Below are 17,782 nucleotides of genomic sequence, written 5' to 3'. Positions count from 1 at the left end.
GTATGAAGAAAATAGTCTTTACAGGTGGCGGTTCGGCAGGACATGTAACACCTAATTTAGCCATCATTCCACATTTACAAGAACAGAATTGGGATATCTCTTATATCGGTTCTCATCAAGGAATTGAGAAAACGATTATAGAAAAGGAAGGCATTCCGTACTATAGTATTGCAAGCGGGAAGCTACGTCGTTATTTTGATTTGAAAAATATAAAAGATCCTTTTCTTGTAATGAAGGGTGTCATGGATGCGTATGTAAGGATTCGAAAACTAAAACCGGATGTGATTTTTTCAAAAGGTGGTTTCGTATCTGTACCAGTCGTAATTGGAGGATGGCTAAATAGAGTCCCTGTTTTATTACATGAATCTGATATGACGCCAGGACTAGCAAACAAAATTGCGCTCCGTTTTGCTTCGAAAATATTTGTTACATTTGAAGAAGCTGCGAAACATTTACCGAAAGAAAAAGTAATCTATACAGGATCTCCTGTACGTGAAGAAGTGCTAAAAGGAAATCGTGAAAAAGGTTTAGCGTTTTTAGGTTTTTCACGTAAAAAGCCAGTTATTACAATCATGGGAGGAAGTTTGGGCGCAAAGAAAATTAATGAAACGGTTCGAGAGGCGTTACCAGAACTTCTGAAAAAATATCAAATTGTTCATCTTTGCGGAAAAGGTAATCTTGATGAAAGTTTACAAAATAAAGAAGGATATAAACAATTTGAATATATACATGGAGAGCTGCCAGACATATTAGCGATAACAGACTTTGTTATTTCACGTGCGGGCTCTAATGCCATTTTTGAGTTTTTAACATTGCAAAAGCCAATGGTTTTAATTCCGCTATCGAAATTTGCAAGTCGTGGAGATCAAATACTAAATGCAGAGTCTTTTGAAAGACAAGGATATGCTTCTGTATTGTATGAAGAAGATGTGACTGTGAAATCTCTTATAAAACATGTCGAAGAATTAAATCAAAATAATGAGATGTATAAAACAGCTCTAAAAAAATATAATGGAAAAGAAGCAATTCAAACAATCATTCAACATATTTCAGAGGCATGATGAAACAATCATGTCTTTTTTAGTAGGATGAAAGATTCCAAGGATTGATATTTTTATGTTACAATAACAAATGGATTAGTAGGGAAATTCCAATTAATGAAGCGTGAAAATACGAATGGATTAGGAGTGACTGTGTTGGAGCTAAGTCTCTATGAAAATACTGCACTTATTATATGCTTTGTGTTGTACGTTGGTAGTGTTATTGTTTATATTTCAAGGAAATTTTCGCAAGAAAGAGAGCTTGAAAAATCAGAAATAACAGCTGAGCTAGAAATGTTAGCTGATGAAAGTTATAAAAAGAAGAAAATAAAAGAAGAGCATGAAGAATCCCATCATTTAAACGCAAATAAGTTTTAAAGATAGGGATTTTTTTTTGAAGTCGTTCTTTATTATGTTTATAGCAAGTAACGCTAAAAGGAGTTTCCCGTACATAATGAAGGAGTGTATATAAATGAATTTTTATGTCGCCTCAGGATTCCAAAATAAACATCTTGTACGTTCTATAGCAAATGAACTGAAACATGCAGGATGGCACCATACATATGATTGGACTAGAAACGAAAGAGCAGTGAATCAAGATCAATTAAGAGAAATTGGTCAGGCAGAAAAGAATGCTATTAAAGAAGCGAATGTCTTTTTACTTATATTAGATGGCGGAAATGGGAGTCATACAGAGTTTGGAATGGCGATTGCGCTAGAGAAAAAGATATATGTATACCATGAAAGAAACCCGCTTGAAACAACGTTCTATCATTTGCCAGAAATAAATATTTTTGAAGGAGATGCAACTGAATTTGCATCTTATGTTATGGATCACGTGAAATAATAGTAACTGTCTAAAAGGTTATAAAAGTGATCTTTTGGGTACAGTGATGATAAGAAACGTATATAAAGGAGTATATAATATGAAATTAGAAAATGGATGGGAAACGAGCTTTTTAGAAGTCGTACAAAATAGTGAATTTAAGAAAGATGCACTTCTTAGTCAATTGCTTTGTGAGGATAGTGAAGAGGTAGAAGAGCTTGTTGATGATTACGGATATGAAGAGATTATTGAACGCGAACATGATGATGAATTAGCAGAAGTTTTAGGTGAAGAACTTTTCGATGAGATGGAACGAAACGTATTCTTATCTTCACAGCCAGAAAAAAAACTTATTTCATTCGTAAATGGATTAGGTTTTCATGTGTTAGATTGGATCGTTCTTCTTGAAACAGAATTTGGCATTGATAGTGCACGCTTTACGTCGGACGCCGTGAAAATGTTAGAAAAGCGCTTTAGACAATTCCCGTATATAGAAGATAAGACAATCTTTGATATGACATTTGGAGAAGCAATGGATGTATTACAATCCATTACAGGATTACAACTGAAGGAAAAGATGAACGTATAATGTAAAAAAAAGAACGTGAGGATATCACGTTCTTTTTTTTACATTATAATAATTTTGTCATCTAGTTTTGTTTGCCCGCTAAGAAGTGCGTTTAAATATTCTACTTTTCTTATACAAGCCTGTATATGTCTTTCAACCTCTTGTAACTCTGCTTGGTGATGTGTTTCAATTGGATGAATTTGTACGTTAAATTTTTCAAATTGACTACTATATGTTATTTCTGCATAGCCGCTCATAATATCCATTTCGTTATGAAATAAAAATTGTTTCGTTTTGTCACAGAATGATACATTCTGAAAGCCATATACTTTTAATGCGTCAATTACTTTTTTAATCATTTTTGTATTCATTTTTTTTACCCTCTTTACGAAGTTCTACTTATACATTATAACATAAAAAACTACATAGAAAGCGCTTCCAAGTGTGTTTTATTATAAAATTTACGTTTCCATCACAAAAATGATACAAAGAAAAAATAATTGTAAAGAAGGGAGGACTCTTTTATTGTTTCGTCATATATATAGAGAAATAGTGCAAGGAAAGGAAATTTTCCGAATTTGAGTTCGTATTTCAAATTTAAGCGCAATAAAAGAGGTGAGAGTCTTGAACTTTGATATTGTAGGACAAAAAGCATATATAAAAGATGGACCGCATCGGAACCGAATTGGAATTGTAAAGAACAGCGAGACAAAATTAGAATCGCAGTTTGCTATTGAAATTGGAGAACAAAGCATTGATGTAGAGCTAAAGGATATCGTGTTAGTTGGAGTAGACGTAGGACAATTTCATAAATGGTGCGAACAAAATGGTTATTTGTGAGAAGGACGGGCTGTGAGATAATGAAATATATTTGAGAAAAGAGAATATGTTATTGTATTCTCTTTTTCTATGGGTAAGGAGACGGAAATGAAGTATAAAGAACTGGAGTTTACGTTGGAGTTGAAAGAGAAGATTCAGTGTATGGAAAAGGAAATAGAGCGAATATCATTTAAACTTTTTAAAGATTATTCACATTTGTACATAGAAAAAAACATGGAATTATTTATAGAACTCATCAGAGATAAAGAATATCCTTTTGAAACAGGATATTCTTCATCCATTTCGATAGCTGTATTAGATGAAGAAGGAAAGATGATTGAATTTTATACAGTTCCTATCTGGGAATGTTGTAATTATTTTTTAGGAGTACCGCTTCAAATAAGGTTTTGGGGAAGTAAGCTAAGTGGTGAACTTGTTGATGAATCTTATTGTGAGATAGAGGAGGAGTTAAAGGAGCGGTTGGAAGAGTTTTTACAGTTTGCAGATGAGGAATAATAGTTAGTCTTTAATTTTAAATTAATAGTTATTAAAAAATGAAAACGGTATATTTCGTTATATATATACGTGATGCCTTATGTATAAAAGATAAAGAGGAAGATGAAAAGAACTAAAAAAGGACGCTAACAGTTTTGTTAGCGTCCTTTTTATTATGAAGCGATTTCGCCAGTTTTTGTATCATCTTGATTGTACGTATCTTGATCTAATTCACCAAGCCATTTACTAGAAATAAGACCTGCTGTCATAGAACCACTTACGTTAAGAGCTGTACGACCCATATCGATTAATGGCTCAACTGAGATAACAAGAGCGACAATACCGATTGGTAAGTTCATTGTAGATAGTACGATTAATGCTGCGAATGTTGCACCGCCACCAACACCGGCAACACCGAATGAGCTAATAGCAACGACAGCGATTAAAGTTAAAATAAATTGTGGTTGTAATGGATCGATTCCTACAGTTGGAGCGACCATCATTGCAAGCATTGCTGGATAAATACCTGCGCAACCGTTTTGTCCGATAGATACTCCAAATGATGCTGCGAAGTTGGCAATTCCTTCGGAAATACCAAGCTTTTCTTTTTGCGCTTCAATATTTAATGGCATTGCACCAGCGCTAGAGCGAGATGTGAATGCAAATGTTAATACAGGGAACACCTTTTTTAAATATTGAATTGGGTTTAAACCAGATAGAGCAATTAATAATAAGTGGATAACGAACATTACGATAAGTGCTACGTAAGATGCTAACACGAAGTTACCAAGTTTTAAAATAGCATTTATGTCGCTACCAGCAACTGTTTTTGCCATAAGAGCTAATACGCCGTATGGAGTAAGACGTAAAATTAATGTTACCATACGCATTACGATTGCATATACAGCATCAAGCATTTTCTTAAATAGTTCTGCTTGTTCTGGATATTTTCGTTTTACACCTATAAAGGCGATACCGATAAAGGCTGCAAATATTACAACAGAAATTGTTGATGTTGGACGAGCACCTGTTAAATCAAGAAACGGATTTGTAGGCAATAGTTCTAATAATTTATCTGGAATTGTTGTTTTTTCAATAGAAGTAAATCTTTCTTCAACTAGCTTCAGACGAGCAGATTCTGCATCACCTTGTTGTAGGCCTGTTGCTGATACATCAAATCCTGCACTTGCAGCGATACCGACAGCTGCAGCAATTCCTGTAGTGAGAATTAAAATTCCGATAATAAGACCACTAATTTTACCAAGATTTTTCGTTAATTGTAATTTTGTAAATGCTGAAATAATAGATACTAAAATAAGTGGCATAACGATCATTTGAAGTAATTTCACATAACCGTTACCGATTAAGCCAAACCAAGTATTTGATTCAATAATTACTTTAGAAGTTGGTTCATAAATAAATTGTAATATAAGACCGAATAGAATTCCGACTCCTAAAGCAGTAAATACGCGTTTATTAAAAGATACATGCTTACGTTGCATATAATATAATACGCCAACTAAGATGAGCATGACTGCAACGTTAATTCCGACAAGCAGTGTATTCATGTTGATTCCCCCTAATTCCAATCTGTTATATAGAATATAAGGTAATAAAACCTATAAGTCAACTAGGAAATTGCGGAATTAAAAAAAGATGGCAAAATGCCATCTTTTAATGTCCAGCCCCAGGGACAAGTAAAAACGTCGTGTAGTATGTAAATCCTATGAAGAAAACAGTTAAATATGCCCCGAATACGTATATATACATACGCTCTGTTAAATTTAAATAGCTTAAAAGTACGAAGAAACCTGTTTGTCCTAAAAATAGTAGTGCGGTCGAATGCATATCCCCTACGTAAAACATAACCGAGAAAATTCCAGTCCAAAAGCCGAGAACGCGAAACATGCGCTCCATGCCATCTCCCTCCTTTTCTAAAAAAAGTAAACCTCACCTTATTATAGTTTATTTTTCTTACTATTGTAAATATTCGTTCATATAAAAAGAAGCCATTTATAAATGGCTTCTTTTTATATGAGAAATTAAATTGTTAGTTTATAATTACAAGATTTACATCCATCTAGTAGACTATCGTTTCGTGTTAATTCCGTGTTAGGGAATAGGATTTCAAAAATCCCTTTCATCATATCTCCGTGCATATTACAAATTTCAGTTGGGTGATGAACAGCAACTTCTTTAAATGGACAATTGTGTACATCATAGAAAATTTTCGTTCCATCTGCACTTAATTCAAATGCAGGTGATAAGCCAGCTGTTGAGAAAGCTTCTTTTGCAATTTGAACTTTTTGCTCTACTGTTAAAGCATCTTCACTCACATTTAAACGATGCATATGTTGTTGCATTAATTCGGCCCCGAATTGTTTTCCTGTTTCGTATAGCGCTTTTTCACCAGCAGCGCCAAGGCTAAGTAAAGAATTAAATGCTATTCTTGCTAACAATTGATAGTCACGGAATGGAAATTGCAATTGGATAACATCTTCAGATAATACATATAATCTGCTTGGTCTTCCGCCTTTTCCTGTTTTCTTCGTTTCTGATTTCAGCATATGAACATCTTCTAATTTAGATAAATGTAAACGTGCTACGTTTGGATGAATATCAAACTCATCTGCAATTTCTTGTACAGTTACGTAACTATGTTTTTGAGAAATATATTTATAAATGTAATAACGAGTTGGATCAGATAATACACCTGTAATTTTTAAAGCTTGTTCCATGAGGATCTCCACCTTTATCACTTTATCCAAGATAATAACATTATAATACAGATAAACTTCCATATAGGTAATTTCAGACAATAATTCGGAAATTGTTCATAATTTCACAAACATATTTTCCCTTTTTATTCTAGTGAAAATACAAAAATTCCGATTTTTCTTATCTGTTTTTTCATGCTATATACATAGTGGGGAGGGAAAAATGATGAATGGAATTGAAATTTTTGCGAATACGATTTTGAAAGAGGCGTGCAGGGTACAAGCGTCGGACTTACATATTGTGCCCCGGCAGAAGGACGTAGTAGTACAACTACGTATAGGAAAAGATTTAATGACGAAACATTGTATTGAAAAAGAATTTGGAGAAAAACTTGTTTCACACTTTAAATTTTTAGCATCCATGGATATAGGAGAGAAGCGGAAGCCACAAAATGGTTCACTGTATTTACAAATGGATGGACAAGAAGTATATTTACGCCTTTCCACGCTTCCAACCGTATACCAAGAAAGTCTCGTTATTCGACTTCATTTACAAGCATCTATTCAGCCGTTATCTCATCTTTCGTTATTTCCAAGTACAGCGAAAAAACTACTCTCTTTTTTAAGTTATTCACATGGGTTACTCGTATTTACTGGACCGACTGGTTCTGGAAAGACAACAACAATGTATGCATTATTAGAGGTAATTAGAAAAAAGAAAACGCGACGCATCGTTACACTGGAAGATCCAGTTGAAAAAAGAAATGACGATGTATTACAAATTCAAATAAATGAAAAAGCAGGTATCACATATGAGGCGGGACTAAAGGCTATTTTACGTCATGATCCAGATATTATTTTAGTCGGTGAAATTCGTGATGAAGAAACAGCGAAAATTGCTATAAGAGCAAGTTTGACTGGACATTTAGTAATGACGACACTGCATACGAATGATGCGAAAGGAGCGATACTCAGGTTCATGGATTTTGGCATAACGAGGCAAGAGATTGAACAATCTTTATTAGCTATAGCTGCACAGCGACTTGTCGAATTGAAGTGTCCGTTTTGCCAAAGAATGTGCTCAACTTTATGTAAATCAATGAGGCAGGTGAGACAAGCGAGTATTTATGAGTTGTTATATGGATATGAGTTAAAACAAGCGATCAAAGAAGCAAACGGGGAATGTGTCACATACAAGCATGAAACATTAGAATCTTTGATACGAAAAGGATACGCTTTAGGATTTTTAGAAGAGGATGTTTATGTTTAAGGAGATATGGAGTTTAAGTGATCAAGTCGTATTGCTTAAACGATTGGGAGAACTATTAGAAAAAGGATACTCCCTTTTGCAGGCATTAGAATTTTTACGGTTTCAATTACCTTTAGAAAAGAAAGTACAATTGCAGCGCATGATTGATGGATTAAAAGATGGAAAAAGTCTACACGATTCTTTTCATCAATTAAAGTTTCATCAGGAGATGTTAAGTTATTTATTTTATGCCGAGAAACATGGTGATATTTCTTTTGCATTGCAACAAGGGAGCGCACTTCTTTATAAAAAGGATAAGTATAGGAAAGATATGATGAAAATAATGCAGTATCCTATGTTCTTGGCGTTTTTTTTAATAATCATGATTTTGATTTTTAATCGCATTTTATTACCACAGGTTGACATGGTATATAGTTCGTTTGGTTCTACAGCAACGTTATTTACAGAACAAATATTAAGTGCAATCAAGCTACTACCCTATCTTATTTTTGGCACTATTTTAATCGTTATGATTGGCTGTAGCGTATATATATTTTACTTTCAGAAACTTCCGCATATGAAGCAGGTAAAAATTATGCTTCGTATCCCCCTCGTAAAAACATTTCTTATTTTAAAGCATTCACATTATTTCGCCACTCAATTGAGCGGTTTATTACACGGCGGACTATCAGTACTTGAGGCTCTAACAATAATGATGGAGCAAAAATATCATCCGTTCTTTCAGTATGAAGCGTGCCGAATTGAACGCCAATTAATTGCGGGAGAACCGTTACAATCTATTATTGCTAAAAGTGGATATTATGAGGAAGAACTTTCTTATATTATTACGCACGGACAAGCAAACGGTAATTTGGCGATTGAATTAGGTGACTATAGCGATCTTATTATGGAAAAGGTGGAGCAAAAAGTTAAACGTATGTTAGTGATCATTCAACCAATTTTATTTACGTGTATTGGAGGAATAGTTGTTCTTATGTATTTAGCGATGATTATGCCAATGTTTCAAATGATGAATTCTATTTAGGAGGTGTTTACATGCAGAATGAGGAAGGATTTACCCTTTTAGAAATGTTATTAGTTATGGTCGTCATAACTGTATTATTACTACTAATTATTCCGAATGTAGTTACACAGCGTTCATCCGTCGAAGGAACAGGATGTAAAGCCTATGTGAAATCTATAGAAGCTCAAATACAGGTATACCAATTACAACATAATAAAATCCCCTCGCTAAAAGAGCTAAGGGATGAAAAATATATTACAGCTGACAAGTGTCCGAATGGTGAGTCCATTCATATTTCAAATGATGGCACAGTAACAAGTGGGAAACTGTGAAACAAAAAGGATTTACTCTTTTAGAAATGCTACTCGTTCTATTTGCAATTTCTGTCCTAAGTATGGTCACGTATTATAACGTACATTCATTATATGAAAAACAAAAAATCGAACAATTTTTGAGACAGTTTTCAAATGATATTTTGTATATGCAACAATTAGCGATAAACCGTCAAAAACACTATACACTACGATGGTATAAAGAGCGAAATATGTATTATATAGGGGAGTCAGGTACGAATCGTTTTATCATTAAAAGAGAATATGATGGCGATATACAAATTGATTTGAATACTTTTCCAAATCCGATGACATATAATCCGAGTGGAAATATTAATAGAGGTGGCACTATTTTACTTTCGTATCGAAGTTATAAATATGAGATTGTATTTCAGCTTGGAAGAGGGAGATTTACGTATCGTGAAATGTCAAAAAGGATCAGTGATGGCTGAGATGCTTGTAGCATTAAGTATAGTAATGATGGCAGCATCTTTACTACTTCCGCAAACAGTATTGATTATGCAAGAACGAAAAAACATACAAATTCGTTATAAAGCATTTGTATTATTAAAAAGAGAAGCAGCTTTATATATGTATGAGAATGGGGCGAAACAACAGCAAGAAAAAGACGTGGACGGAAATGTATATTACACATATTGGGGAGGAAATGAAGTTTGTGCGATGTGGAAAGATGTGAAAGGAAGAATGATGGAACAATGCTTTTATGCAGGAGAAAAAATAAATTAGAAGTTGGGTTTACATTAATAGAAATGATCGTATGTTTTTTTCTGTTATCGCTGTTCTTTTTACTTTTACCACGTTTGAATTTTATTGGAATAGAAAACAATCAATCAAAAGGATTAAATAATTGGGAATGGGATGTGTTTATAGGACAAGTACAGTTAGAGTTTCGTGAAGTATCTTTTGTAGAAAAAATAGTCCCTGAAAATAAAGATAATCTTTTGCGCTTCCGTCTTCGCACTGGAGATGAAGTGACGTATGAAAAATTGAATAATCATCTTATAAGAAAAGTGAATATGCGCGGAAGAGAAGTTATATTACAAAATGTTGCAATGGTTTCGTATGAAGTAACACCTCATTTGCTCTTTATAAATATGAAAGATATGAGTGGGAAAATATATGAAGGTGTAGCTGTCAGGTATAGCGCAATGGAAATAAATAAATGAGAAAACAAGATGGATTTACGATGCCAGGAACAATCATTTTTCTTGTATTATTAACTTCGTTCTTTGTATACGAAACGAATATGTTGCTTATAGATAAAAAATTTTATATTGAAATAGAGCAAAAGTTTGTACTGGAGGAACTACTAAATCGATCTATTACAAATATAAAAAAAGACTTACAGCAAAAAGAAAAGGAAGATACTTTTTTCTTTCAATATGAAAAGGGCGAAGCAAGTGGAAATTATGTCTTTGAAAACGATGCTATACTCGTTTCGTTGCAGTGCAAAATAAAACAAGAAGTTTTTTATAAGGTTAGTTTTCGATATAGAAAAAAGGATGAAAAAATATTCGATTGGATAGAAGGATAGCATGTGAAATATACGGATGAAAACCATAATTTCTTATTTTAAAATAAGTTATTTTTTTATAGGAAAAGGATAAATAAAACAATTGAAAGTTTAAATTTTCTCAAAAAAGAGAAAGGTAGAAAGAATATGATATATTCAAGCTATCCAAACATATTTTTTTAGGGAGAATAGGGAAATGACAAATAACAATCAAATAGGTGAAAATAAGGAACAAACTATTTTTGATCATAAAGGAAATGCAATTATGATAGAAGATAGAGAAATACAAATTATTTCAAAATTCGAAGAACCTCTTATTGTCGTGTTAGGAAATGTATTAAGTGATGAAGAATGCGATGAATTGATTGAATTGTCTAAAAGTAAGTTAGCGCGTTCAAAAGTTGGTTCATCACGTGATGTAAATGATATTCGAACGAGTAAGGGTGCATTTTTAGACGATAATGAACTTACTACAAAGATTGAAAAACGAATTTCATCTATCATGAATGTTCCTGCGTCGCATGGTGAAGGATTACACATTTTAAATTATGAAGTGGATCAACAATATAAAGCGCATTATGATTATTTTGCGGAACATAGTAGATCAGCTGCTAATAATCGTATTAGTACGCTTGTCATGTACTTAAATGATGTAGAAGAAGGCGGAGAAACGTTCTTCCCGAAATTAAATCTTTCTGTGAACCCTAGAAAGGGAATGGCAGTATACTTTGAGTATTTTTATCAAGACCAATCATTAAATGAGCTTACGTTACACGGAGGGGCACCTGTAACGAAAGGCGAGAAATGGATTGCAACGCAGTGGGTGAGAAGAGGTACTTATAAGTAAAAGCGTGTATGTGACGTTTTGTTCTTCATTGCATAAGGAGAACAAGACGTTTTTTTATTCAATAATGTAATCTTTCGTTATAATAACAAATAATAACGGATGATTGAGAGGAACGAACATGAAATCTATATACATAACCGGTTATATGGGAGCAGGGAAAACAACAATTGGAAAAGCGTTAAGTAAAGAACTTCATATGGATGTTGTAGATACCGATCAAAAAATTGAAGAGAAGCAGGAGAAGGCAATTCGTGATATGTTTGCCGAAGAAGGCGAAATTGTTTTTCGGGAATATGAAAGTGAAATGTTACGCTCACTGCCTGTTCATAATGTAATTATTACAACTGGTGGTGGCATCATTGAACGAGAGGAAAACCGAAAGTGGATGAAGGAAAATGGAACTGTCGTGTATTTATATTGTGATCCACATGTAATTGCAGAAAGGCTTCGTGAAGATACGACACGTCCACTATTTCAGAAAAAAGATATAGTGGCATTTGTGGCAAAATTTGAATCGCGCCGAGCTCATTATGAAGAGGCTCATATTCATATTGATACGACGAATAAATCGGTAAAGCAAATCATGAATGAATTAAAAGAAAAGATTAATGAATAAAAAAGTGGACATACTAATCAAGTAGAGGTGATGATAATATGTCTACTAATGATTATGTTCGCTTTGTGACACAGCAGTTTGTGTCGTATATGGATGCTCCAAAAGAAGATCGTAAACAAAAGAAAGAACAACGCCGTGCTGAAAAAGAGCCATTTATGAATAAGTGGTTTGGTGTGATGCCGCTAAGTGCTGCTTTGTTTTATCGAAACGTAAAAGATAAAAGAAAAAAATCAAGTTAACGATTTCGTAATATGTCTAGTAAATGAAAATCCCCTAGTATCATACTACTAGGGGATTTTCATTTACTGTACGGATTCTTTTTCTTCTGTAACAGCATGTATTTTATTGTTCACCCAGACAAATCCAATTCCGATACAAATAGAAATGCCCCATCCAACAGCGGTCATAATTGCTCTCATTTCACCATAGCCATCTACACCGAAAACAGAGATGAAATAAATTTTTAAGAAGCTTTTTAATATGAATTGTAGCCCGAAAAATAGCGTTAAATATTGTAGTGCTGGATAGATACGACTATCACGATACAGTTCACGACTTTTATCACGGTCATGACCTTGTAGTGCTGCGATATCTGCTGCGAAATATAACATAAGTGGTTTTTTTATAAAAATTGTACATATGACGATAATGCCGAGTACGATGTGATAGTATGCATCGTTCCACAACATTCGTTCAGCTGATCCAGATAATAAATCTACCGTCGTATTAGCGATGAGTGTAATTAAAATAAAGAACCCTGTCACGTTAAACTGTTTTTCCCTTTTAAACATATACAGTGTATAAATAATCCCTGGAACAGAGGAAAGTAACATCGCGTAATAAGGATCGATATAAGGTTTTGCAAATTTCCAAATGAGGAATGGGATTACAAGATAAAAGACAAGATCTAATATAGCTTTTTTATTTTGATTCATATAAATCCTCCTTAAGTCATACATATATTTTATAATATAATTTCTGAAAATTGTATAAGGTTTGATGGGAAAAGAAAAAATATATCATTTTTTGAGGGATTAGTAGATTGAAAAAATTGCCCCTAGCGTAGTAAGTTTTTTTAGTATATAATAAAGGAAACGCTTTCATTTTTTTGTTTGTTCACAAAATGGACGGAAAATCACATATTTACTATCGATATGTTGCTTTATAATGAAACTAATTAAATATACATGCATACAATATTGTGAAATAAATAACATAAATAATCTATATAAATGTAAACGTTATCAAAAGAGAGAGGTGGAGACAATGAGTAAATTTTTCTTCAATCATAATCCAGCAACAGTAGAGGATGGAAGGCTTGTTAAGTATGCTGAAATTATTTATGGAGAAGGTGGCCGTTCTGTATTAGAAAATTTAATGGTGAAGGCATCTATCAGATTGCGTGATCGTTATCCGAATAAATCTGACGAGCAGATCTCGAACCTCGTAAATAAAGGCATCCATGATATGTTTCAAAAATATGTGAGTGAGTAAGAGTAGCCAATGGCTGCTCTTATTTTTTTTTGCATAAGGATGGTGCCTCTAGCTGAAAATAAGGATGTATTTTGAAAGATATAAAAGGAGTGAAATAGATGAGCAATGGAATTGGCCGTTCAAAAGAAAATCTTCCAACTGATGCAAATCATGTGAGTGCAAAGGATCGTGCGTATCAAAAACGTATGGCAAAGCAAAAACAACAAGAGCGTAATGGCGATAGAGGATAACTCAAAAAAGCTCCTTCTAAAAAAGAAGGGGCTTTTTAAGATAGAAAATGATTCGCCGTAACATAAAAGAGTCCGCCGTTAATAATTTGCACTGTAATGCGTGGTTCATATTGTTCTTGCAGTGCTTGTTTTTCAATTTCATAGCTTTCGGGAAGTTCATCACTTTCTTCATAAAAACGATTTAAAAGGTCTAAATCGTGATTCCAGCGCACTCTTGCTTCTTTTGCCCACGTATGGTCATCTTCTGCAATAATATTTTTTAAAGCATCCTCTATACGCTGTAAACCGCTTTGCGGTTTAATGATAGGCGAGAGGGTAAAACAAAAGTCAGGTATTTTCGGCGTAAGTTTAATGTTAGCTAATGTTTCATGAAAGTTTGCAATCATTGTACCAGAAATGAGATGAATCCCAATGGAGTGAAGGATGTCTTTTTTTCGATCACACTGATAGGAAACCTTTATATTTACACCGAGCCATGGATGGAGTGGTGTATGTGTTGCCCCGCTATGCCGTACTTCCTCATATAAACGTATGTAAGATCCTAATTCTTTTGTTGTTTGGAAAATTTGATGAAGACGTGGTGAACCGTAGTGAATAAGCTCACCATCGTTTTCTTCACTTTCTGGATTTGTATGAAGAGTAAGGCGCATCGGATTCGGTACGCCTCCTGTTTTCTCAAGATAGTGCCAATAAAAAGGGCGATTCATTAATAATTTATCCATCTCAATTGTTAACTGCACATCTAATAGATGAGGGGAACGGTTTAAAATTTCACAGTTATTCGCCTCGAAAAAATTGTATAAGTAATTATGAATTTCATGTTGCTGCATAGCCTTGCACCTCAGCTTCATTTCGTTTCGCGAAGTCGATAATAGATGTTAAGTTTTCCATCTTAATTCGGATTTCGCCCTCGCTTTTTGACTGCACAAATATTTCTTGAATATGCGCTTCGATGTTTTTCATATTAATTCTCGTTAAAATTTCATCTAGCTCACCGATAACACGCTCAAATAAGTTGATTTTTTCATATAACAGTTTCAAAATATGTTCTTCAACAGTATGCTTTGTAGCTAAGTTATAAATATGAACATCATTCTTTTGACCAAGACGGTGAATACGTCCGATTCTTTGCTCAAGGCGCATTGGGTTCCATGGCAAATCGTAATTGATCATATGGCTACAAAACTGTAAGTTAATTCCTTCACCGCCAGCTTCCGTTGCGATTAACACTTGAGCACGGTTTTGGAAAAGTTCCTTCATCCAATCTTTCTTCCCACGTTTAAATCCACCGCGGAATGGTACGGAAGAAATACCATGTTGTTGTAAAAACCATTGTAAGTACATTTGCGAAGCTCGGTATTCTGTGAAGATGATGACTTTATCATCAATTTCTTTTATAAGCTCGAGAGCTTTATTTGCTTTTGAGTTAAAAGGAATATGATTAATTTTGTCCATTAGCACATCAATATGCGGGTCTTTTATGTAATGCTCATTTTCCTTCTGTCTTTTTTCTACATGTTTTTTTAATGAATAGTAAACCGCCTCACGACTACTACATGCTTCCCGTTTTAAAGTTAACGATGAGAAAGCAGATGTGAAGGCATCTTGTCCTCGCCAATTTTCAATATCATTATATAGAGCTTGCTCTTCTTCATTAAACTCAACAAAAATTGTACGTACATGTCTCTTTGGCCAATCAATTCCAGTGTTATGACGTCGATTTCGGACCATAACTTTGTTAATAAGAGCTTTTAAATCTTCATCAGATTCGGCTGAACGATTTTTTGAAGCGTAATATTCTTCAAAGTTGGATTGATTGCCTAGATGTCCTGGTTTTAATAAAGAAACGAGGTTGAAAATTTCATCAATCTTATTTTGAACAGGAGTAGCAGTCAATAATAAGCAAAATTTCTTTTTTAATCGCTGTGCAAATTCATAGTTTTTTGTTTTATTATTTTTAAGTTTATGTGCTTCATCGATAATAATAAGGTCATATTCTAAGTTCAAAACGATATCACGATGCGGTGAACGTTTCGCAGTATCAATTGATGATACAATCACATCGGCTTGTTCCCACGAGTAGCTTTTCTTTTGAGCTACAGCTGGAATGAAAAACTTTGTATTTAGTTCGTATGCCCATTGTGATACGAGAGAGGCCGGGACGAGTATAAGTACTTTTTTCACAAGGCCGCGGACCATATATTCTTTTAAAATAAGTCCAGCTTCAATTGTTTTCCCAAGTCCCACTTCATCTGCTAGTATCGCTTTACCATTCATTTGTTCAATGACATTTTGAGCGACTTCTAATTGATGAGGAAGTGGTGTGAAATGGGATAAATGTTTCGGTGCTTGTAATCCATCGAAAGTAGGAACAAGTAAAGATTTTTCTGTTTTATAAGCTAAATGATATAAATCCCAGTTTGTCCAAGGGCCATCTTCGTCAATTCTATTTAAAAAATTGTGTTGCCATGTCCGATCTACGGAAATATCGACATTCATTACGACTCTCCCACCTTTTATAAACTAAAGTAATTATGAAAAAATCTTTTTATATAAGCCTTGTAATAAAGCGTTATTACACATACTAAAAGTTAAAGAATAGGCAAAGATAAAGGGCTAAATTTTGAAAGTTGTATTTAATTAGATTAAGAATAAAAAATTCTAAATTATTTTTTATGCTAGAATATTGATGAAATATAGCGAATAATGTTAGGATAATGGTGTGAAATGTGTGGAATCTTTCGTATTTTATCCAAGAAAGTGATTTTTTATTTACGCTTTCATAAAAAAATATAATGAGATTCCGTATATCCTATCTTTTCAGAGTGAAAATGTTTAGATATGGCGAGCAACTTTTATTGATTTGTCAAAGCATAAGGGGGAGAGAGCATGATTACATTACAACGTACACCGTTATTTGATGTATACGCGAAGTATGGTGGGAAAACAATCGACTTCGGTGGTTGGGAATTACCAGTTCAATTTTCAAGCATTAAAGAAGAACATGAAGCTGTACGTACAGCGGCAGGTTTGTTCGATGTGTCTCATATGGGGGAAGTTGAGGTAAAAGGTGTAGATAGTTTAGCATTTTTACAACGTGTTGTTACAAATGACGTTTCTACCTTAAAGGTAGGAGGCGCACAATATACAGCTATGTGCTACGAAAATGGTGGTACAGTAGATGATTTATTAATCTACAAACGTGGTGAAGAAGACTATTTATTAGTAATCAATGCATCAAATATCGAGAAAGATTACGAATGGTTAGCTAGCCATGTAATTGGCGATGCGAAAGTAGTCAATGTTTCTAGTGAAGTTGCACAGCTTGCAATTCAAGGACCAAAAGCAGAAGGCATTTTACAAAAAGTTGTGTCAGAAGATTTGAAAGAAATTAAGTTCTTTAAATTTAAAAACGATATTCTTGTAGATGGAATCCCAGCACTTGTATCTCGTACAGGTTACACAGGTGAAGATGGATTTGAAATTTACTGTAAGAGTGAAGATGCTGCAAAGCTTTGGGAGAAACTTCTTGAAGTTGGAGCTGAAGAAGGCTTAAAAGCATGTGGTTTAGGTGCTCGTGATACACTTCGCTTCGAAGCAACATTACCACTTTATGGTCAAGAATTATCAAAAGATATTACACCGATTGAAGCTGGAATTGGCTTTGCGGTAAAACCAAATAAAGAAGCAGACTTCTTTGGAAAAGAAACGTTAAAAGAGCAAAAAGAAAACGGTGCGTCTCGTAAGTTAGTCGGCATCGAAGTAATCGAACGTGGAATTCCTCGTACGCATTACCCTGTATTTATTGGGGAAGAAAAAATCGGGGAAGTAACGAGTGGTACACAATCTCCAACGTTAAAGAAAAGCATTGGTTTAGCACTAATTGATGTAAAATACGCAGCAGTTGATACAGAAGTAGAAATTGAAATTCGTAATAAACGCGTCAAAGCAGTAGTTGTTCCAACACCATTTTATAAACGTTCAAAGTAAC

General features: G+C 34.0%; 26 protein-coding genes and 1 pseudogene. 19 read left to right on the top strand and 8 right to left on the bottom strand.

The genetic code is table 11. The annotated features are described in order from the left end of the window. Window positions 1–2: 2 nt before the first annotated feature. The 4 genes from murG to KZZ19_RS20775 all read left to right on the top strand — a co-directional run bounded on the left by murG (window position 3) and on the right by KZZ19_RS20775 (window position 2,455). Complete coding sequence (gene murG / locus KZZ19_RS20790) at window positions 3–1,061, top strand: undecaprenyldiphospho-muramoylpentapeptide beta-N-acetylglucosaminyltransferase (protein ID WP_088097753.1); 1,059 nt, start codon at window positions 3–5, stop codon at window positions 1,059–1,061. Between the two features lie 96 nt (window positions 1,062–1,157). Next, on the top strand, window positions 1,158–1,418 hold the full coding sequence (locus tag KZZ19_RS20785; protein WP_000817963.1) for a DUF3966 domain-containing protein: 261 nt from the start codon (window positions 1,158–1,160) through the stop codon (window positions 1,416–1,418). 94 nt (window positions 1,419–1,512) lie between these two features. Then, a complete protein-coding gene (locus KZZ19_RS20780) occupies window positions 1,513–1,887 on the top strand; it encodes a nucleoside 2-deoxyribosyltransferase (RefSeq protein ID WP_237979494.1) in 375 nt (124 codons plus the stop codon). A gap of 79 nt (window positions 1,888–1,966) precedes the next feature. Continuing rightward, window positions 1,967–2,455: a hypothetical protein gene (locus KZZ19_RS20775; protein WP_140392553.1), complete on the top strand. Its 489-nt coding sequence runs from the start codon at window positions 1,967–1,969 to the stop codon at window positions 2,453–2,455. 38 nt (window positions 2,456–2,493) lie between these two features. Here the strand turns inward: KZZ19_RS20775 and KZZ19_RS20770 are convergent, their stop codons facing one another. After that, the gene (locus tag KZZ19_RS20770; protein WP_001093232.1) at window positions 2,494–2,805 is read right to left on the bottom strand and encodes a hypothetical protein; all 312 of its coding nucleotides are present in this window, start codon (window positions 2,803–2,805) and stop codon (window positions 2,494–2,496) included. Window positions 2,806–3,058: 253 nt separating this feature from the next. On the opposite strand from KZZ19_RS20770, the gene KZZ19_RS20765 reads away from it, so the two are divergent. Both KZZ19_RS20765 and KZZ19_RS20760 read left to right on the top strand, forming a co-directional pair. Further along, window positions 3,059–3,274, top strand: a complete 216-nt coding sequence (locus KZZ19_RS20765; protein ID WP_140392552.1) for a DUF3912 family protein — start codon at window positions 3,059–3,061, stop codon at window positions 3,272–3,274. Between the two features lie 87 nt (window positions 3,275–3,361). Next, window positions 3,362–3,769 (top strand): hypothetical protein, encoded by a 408-nt coding sequence (locus KZZ19_RS20760; RefSeq protein ID WP_237979492.1) that lies wholly within the window; start codon window positions 3,362–3,364, stop codon window positions 3,767–3,769. A gap of 152 nt (window positions 3,770–3,921) precedes the next feature. Here the strand turns inward: KZZ19_RS20760 and KZZ19_RS20755 are convergent, their stop codons facing one another. The 3 genes from KZZ19_RS20755 to KZZ19_RS20745 all read right to left on the bottom strand — a co-directional run bounded on the left by KZZ19_RS20755 (window position 3,922) and on the right by KZZ19_RS20745 (window position 6,486). Further along, complete coding sequence (locus KZZ19_RS20755) at window positions 3,922–5,316, bottom strand: L-cystine transporter (protein WP_001094345.1); 1,395 nt, start codon at window positions 5,314–5,316, stop codon at window positions 3,922–3,924. Window positions 5,317–5,422: 106 nt separating this feature from the next. Continuing rightward, window positions 5,423–5,665 (bottom strand): DUF2626 domain-containing protein, encoded by a 243-nt coding sequence (locus tag KZZ19_RS20750; protein WP_000440714.1) that lies wholly within the window; start codon window positions 5,663–5,665, stop codon window positions 5,423–5,425. A gap of 125 nt (window positions 5,666–5,790) precedes the next feature. Then, window positions 5,791–6,486, bottom strand: a complete 696-nt coding sequence (locus KZZ19_RS20745; protein ID WP_088097748.1) for a helix-turn-helix transcriptional regulator — start codon at window positions 6,484–6,486, stop codon at window positions 5,791–5,793. Window positions 6,487–6,691: 205 nt separating this feature from the next. Between KZZ19_RS20745 and comGA the strand changes: the two genes are divergently transcribed. The 10 genes from comGA (at window position 6,692) to KZZ19_RS20695 (ending at window position 12,306) form a co-directional block, all read left to right on the top strand. Next, on the top strand, window positions 6,692–7,735 hold the full coding sequence (gene comGA, locus KZZ19_RS20740) for a competence protein ComGA (protein WP_237979491.1): 1,044 nt from the start codon (window positions 6,692–6,694) through the stop codon (window positions 7,733–7,735). Further along, window positions 7,728–8,759: a competence type IV pilus assembly protein ComGB gene (gene comGB, locus KZZ19_RS20735; protein ID WP_237979489.1), complete on the top strand. Its 1,032-nt coding sequence runs from the start codon at window positions 7,728–7,730 to the stop codon at window positions 8,757–8,759. Before comGA ends, comGB begins: the two co-directional genes overlap by 8 nt. Before the next feature lie 11 nt (window positions 8,760–8,770). Beyond that, complete coding sequence (gene comGC / locus KZZ19_RS20730; RefSeq protein ID WP_088097745.1) at window positions 8,771–9,070, top strand: comG operon protein ComGC; 300 nt, start codon at window positions 8,771–8,773, stop codon at window positions 9,068–9,070. Further along, window positions 9,067–9,522 carry a competence type IV pilus minor pilin ComGD gene (gene comGD, locus KZZ19_RS20725; protein WP_088097744.1) on the top strand — a complete coding sequence of 152 codons (456 nt, stop codon included), beginning with the start codon at window positions 9,067–9,069 and terminating at the stop codon, window positions 9,520–9,522. The genes comGC and comGD overlap by 4 nt, the downstream gene beginning before the upstream one ends. After that, a complete protein-coding gene (locus KZZ19_RS20720; RefSeq protein WP_237979595.1) occupies window positions 9,515–9,817 on the top strand; it encodes a type II secretion system protein in 303 nt (100 codons plus the stop codon). Before comGD ends, KZZ19_RS20720 begins: the two co-directional genes overlap by 8 nt. Next, window positions 9,787–10,257 carry a competence type IV pilus minor pilin ComGF gene (comGF, locus tag KZZ19_RS20715; RefSeq protein ID WP_237979594.1) on the top strand — a complete coding sequence of 157 codons (471 nt, stop codon included), beginning with the start codon at window positions 9,787–9,789 and terminating at the stop codon, window positions 10,255–10,257. Before KZZ19_RS20720 ends, comGF begins: the two co-directional genes overlap by 31 nt. Continuing rightward, a complete protein-coding gene (comGG, locus tag KZZ19_RS20710; protein WP_088097743.1) occupies window positions 10,254–10,625 on the top strand; it encodes a competence type IV pilus minor pilin ComGG in 372 nt (123 codons plus the stop codon). The genes comGF and comGG overlap by 4 nt, the downstream gene beginning before the upstream one ends. 175 nt (window positions 10,626–10,800) lie before the next feature. Continuing rightward, the gene (locus KZZ19_RS20705; RefSeq protein ID WP_088097742.1) at window positions 10,801–11,451 is read left to right on the top strand and encodes a 2OG-Fe(II) oxygenase; all 651 of its coding nucleotides are present in this window, start codon (window positions 10,801–10,803) and stop codon (window positions 11,449–11,451) included. Between the two features lie 118 nt (window positions 11,452–11,569). Next, window positions 11,570–12,067, top strand: a complete 498-nt coding sequence (locus tag KZZ19_RS20700; protein WP_237979488.1) for a shikimate kinase — start codon at window positions 11,570–11,572, stop codon at window positions 12,065–12,067. Between the two features lie 38 nt (window positions 12,068–12,105). Then, on the top strand, window positions 12,106–12,306 hold the full coding sequence (locus KZZ19_RS20695; protein ID WP_000106080.1) for a YqzE family protein: 201 nt from the start codon (window positions 12,106–12,108) through the stop codon (window positions 12,304–12,306). Between the two features lie 63 nt (window positions 12,307–12,369). Here KZZ19_RS20695 and KZZ19_RS20690 read toward each other — a convergent pair whose 3' ends face one another. After that, entirely contained in the window at window positions 12,370–13,002 is a 633-nt protein-coding gene (locus tag KZZ19_RS20690) for a VC0807 family protein (protein WP_088097740.1), read from the bottom strand. Window positions 13,003–13,142: 140 nt separating this feature from the next. Next, window positions 13,143–13,260: pseudogene (locus KZZ19_RS20685) on the bottom strand (GTP pyrophosphokinase). 73 nt (window positions 13,261–13,333) lie between these two features. Here KZZ19_RS20685 and KZZ19_RS20680 point away from each other — a divergent pair. After that, window positions 13,334–13,561 (top strand): hypothetical protein, encoded by a 228-nt coding sequence (locus tag KZZ19_RS20680; RefSeq protein WP_000032702.1) that lies wholly within the window; start codon window positions 13,334–13,336, stop codon window positions 13,559–13,561. A 98-nt stretch (window positions 13,562–13,659) separates the two neighbouring features. Continuing rightward, window positions 13,660–13,791, top strand: a complete 132-nt coding sequence (locus KZZ19_RS20675; RefSeq protein ID WP_000064669.1) for a hypothetical protein — start codon at window positions 13,660–13,662, stop codon at window positions 13,789–13,791. Between the two features lie 35 nt (window positions 13,792–13,826). On the opposite strand, the gene KZZ19_RS20670 is transcribed toward KZZ19_RS20675, so the two are convergent. Both KZZ19_RS20670 and KZZ19_RS20665 read right to left on the bottom strand, forming a co-directional pair. Further along, entirely contained in the window at window positions 13,827–14,621 is a 795-nt protein-coding gene (locus KZZ19_RS20670) for a YqhG family protein (RefSeq protein ID WP_237979487.1), read from the bottom strand. Next, the gene (locus tag KZZ19_RS20665) at window positions 14,608–16,290 is read right to left on the bottom strand and encodes a DEAD/DEAH box helicase (protein WP_237979486.1); all 1,683 of its coding nucleotides are present in this window, start codon (window positions 16,288–16,290) and stop codon (window positions 14,608–14,610) included. The genes KZZ19_RS20670 and KZZ19_RS20665 overlap by 14 nt, the downstream gene beginning before the upstream one ends. Window positions 16,291–16,680: 390 nt before the next feature. Here KZZ19_RS20665 and gcvT point away from each other — a divergent pair, with 390 nt between their 5' ends. Beyond that, on the top strand, window positions 16,681–17,781 hold the full coding sequence (gcvT, locus tag KZZ19_RS20660) for a glycine cleavage system aminomethyltransferase GcvT (RefSeq protein ID WP_002122489.1): 1,101 nt from the start codon (window positions 16,681–16,683) through the stop codon (window positions 17,779–17,781). Window position 17,782: the final 1 nt, after the last annotated feature.

This window comes from Bacillus thuringiensis, from assembly GCF_022095615.2.
GTDB lineage: Bacteria > Bacillota > Bacilli > Bacillales > Bacillaceae_G > Bacillus_A > Bacillus_A cereus_AG.
This window is presented reverse-complemented; position numbering and strand designations above follow the sequence as displayed.

Coding starts and splice junctions, on each gene's coding strand:
- comGG (WP_088097743.1), top strand. CDS start 10,254: ATGAGAAAACAAGATGGATTTACGATGCCAGGAACAATCATTTTTCTT.
- KZZ19_RS20750 (WP_000440714.1), bottom strand. CDS start 5,665: ATGGAGCGCATGTTTCGCGTTCTCGGCTTTTGGACTGGAATTTTCTCG.
- gcvT (WP_002122489.1), top strand. CDS start 16,681: ATGATTACATTACAACGTACACCGTTATTTGATGTATACGCGAAGTAT.
- comGB (WP_237979489.1), top strand. CDS start 7,728: ATGTTTAAGGAGATATGGAGTTTAAGTGATCAAGTCGTATTGCTTAAA.
- KZZ19_RS20690 (WP_088097740.1), bottom strand. CDS start 13,002: ATGAATCAAAATAAAAAAGCTATATTAGATCTTGTCTTTTATCTTGTA.
- KZZ19_RS20775 (WP_140392553.1), top strand. CDS start 1,967: ATGAAATTAGAAAATGGATGGGAAACGAGCTTTTTAGAAGTCGTACAA.
- KZZ19_RS20665 (WP_237979486.1), bottom strand. CDS start 16,290: ATGAATGTCGATATTTCCGTAGATCGGACATGGCAACACAATTTTTTA.
- comGF (WP_237979594.1), top strand. CDS start 9,787: ATGCTTTTATGCAGGAGAAAAAATAAATTAGAAGTTGGGTTTACATTA.
- murG (WP_088097753.1), top strand. CDS start 3: ATGAAGAAAATAGTCTTTACAGGTGGCGGTTCGGCAGGACATGTAACA.
- KZZ19_RS20705 (WP_088097742.1), top strand. CDS start 10,801: ATGACAAATAACAATCAAATAGGTGAAAATAAGGAACAAACTATTTTT.
- KZZ19_RS20695 (WP_000106080.1), top strand. CDS start 12,106: ATGTCTACTAATGATTATGTTCGCTTTGTGACACAGCAGTTTGTGTCG.
- comGA (WP_237979491.1), top strand. CDS start 6,692: ATGAATGGAATTGAAATTTTTGCGAATACGATTTTGAAAGAGGCGTGC.
- KZZ19_RS20680 (WP_000032702.1), top strand. CDS start 13,334: ATGAGTAAATTTTTCTTCAATCATAATCCAGCAACAGTAGAGGATGGA.
- KZZ19_RS20760 (WP_237979492.1), top strand. CDS start 3,362: ATGAAGTATAAAGAACTGGAGTTTACGTTGGAGTTGAAAGAGAAGATT.
- KZZ19_RS20780 (WP_237979494.1), top strand. CDS start 1,513: ATGAATTTTTATGTCGCCTCAGGATTCCAAAATAAACATCTTGTACGT.
- KZZ19_RS20770 (WP_001093232.1), bottom strand. CDS start 2,805: ATGAATACAAAAATGATTAAAAAAGTAATTGACGCATTAAAAGTATAT.
- KZZ19_RS20675 (WP_000064669.1), top strand. CDS start 13,660: ATGAGCAATGGAATTGGCCGTTCAAAAGAAAATCTTCCAACTGATGCA.
- KZZ19_RS20670 (WP_237979487.1), bottom strand. CDS start 14,621: ATGCAGCAACATGAAATTCATAATTACTTATACAATTTTTTCGAGGCG.
- KZZ19_RS20785 (WP_000817963.1), top strand. CDS start 1,158: ATGAAGCGTGAAAATACGAATGGATTAGGAGTGACTGTGTTGGAGCTA.
- comGC (WP_088097745.1), top strand. CDS start 8,771: ATGCAGAATGAGGAAGGATTTACCCTTTTAGAAATGTTATTAGTTATG.
- KZZ19_RS20755 (WP_001094345.1), bottom strand. CDS start 5,316: ATGAATACACTGCTTGTCGGAATTAACGTTGCAGTCATGCTCATCTTA.
- KZZ19_RS20700 (WP_237979488.1), top strand. CDS start 11,570: ATGAAATCTATATACATAACCGGTTATATGGGAGCAGGGAAAACAACA.
- KZZ19_RS20720 (WP_237979595.1), top strand. CDS start 9,515: ATGGCTGAGATGCTTGTAGCATTAAGTATAGTAATGATGGCAGCATCT.
- KZZ19_RS20745 (WP_088097748.1), bottom strand. CDS start 6,486: ATGGAACAAGCTTTAAAAATTACAGGTGTATTATCTGATCCAACTCGT.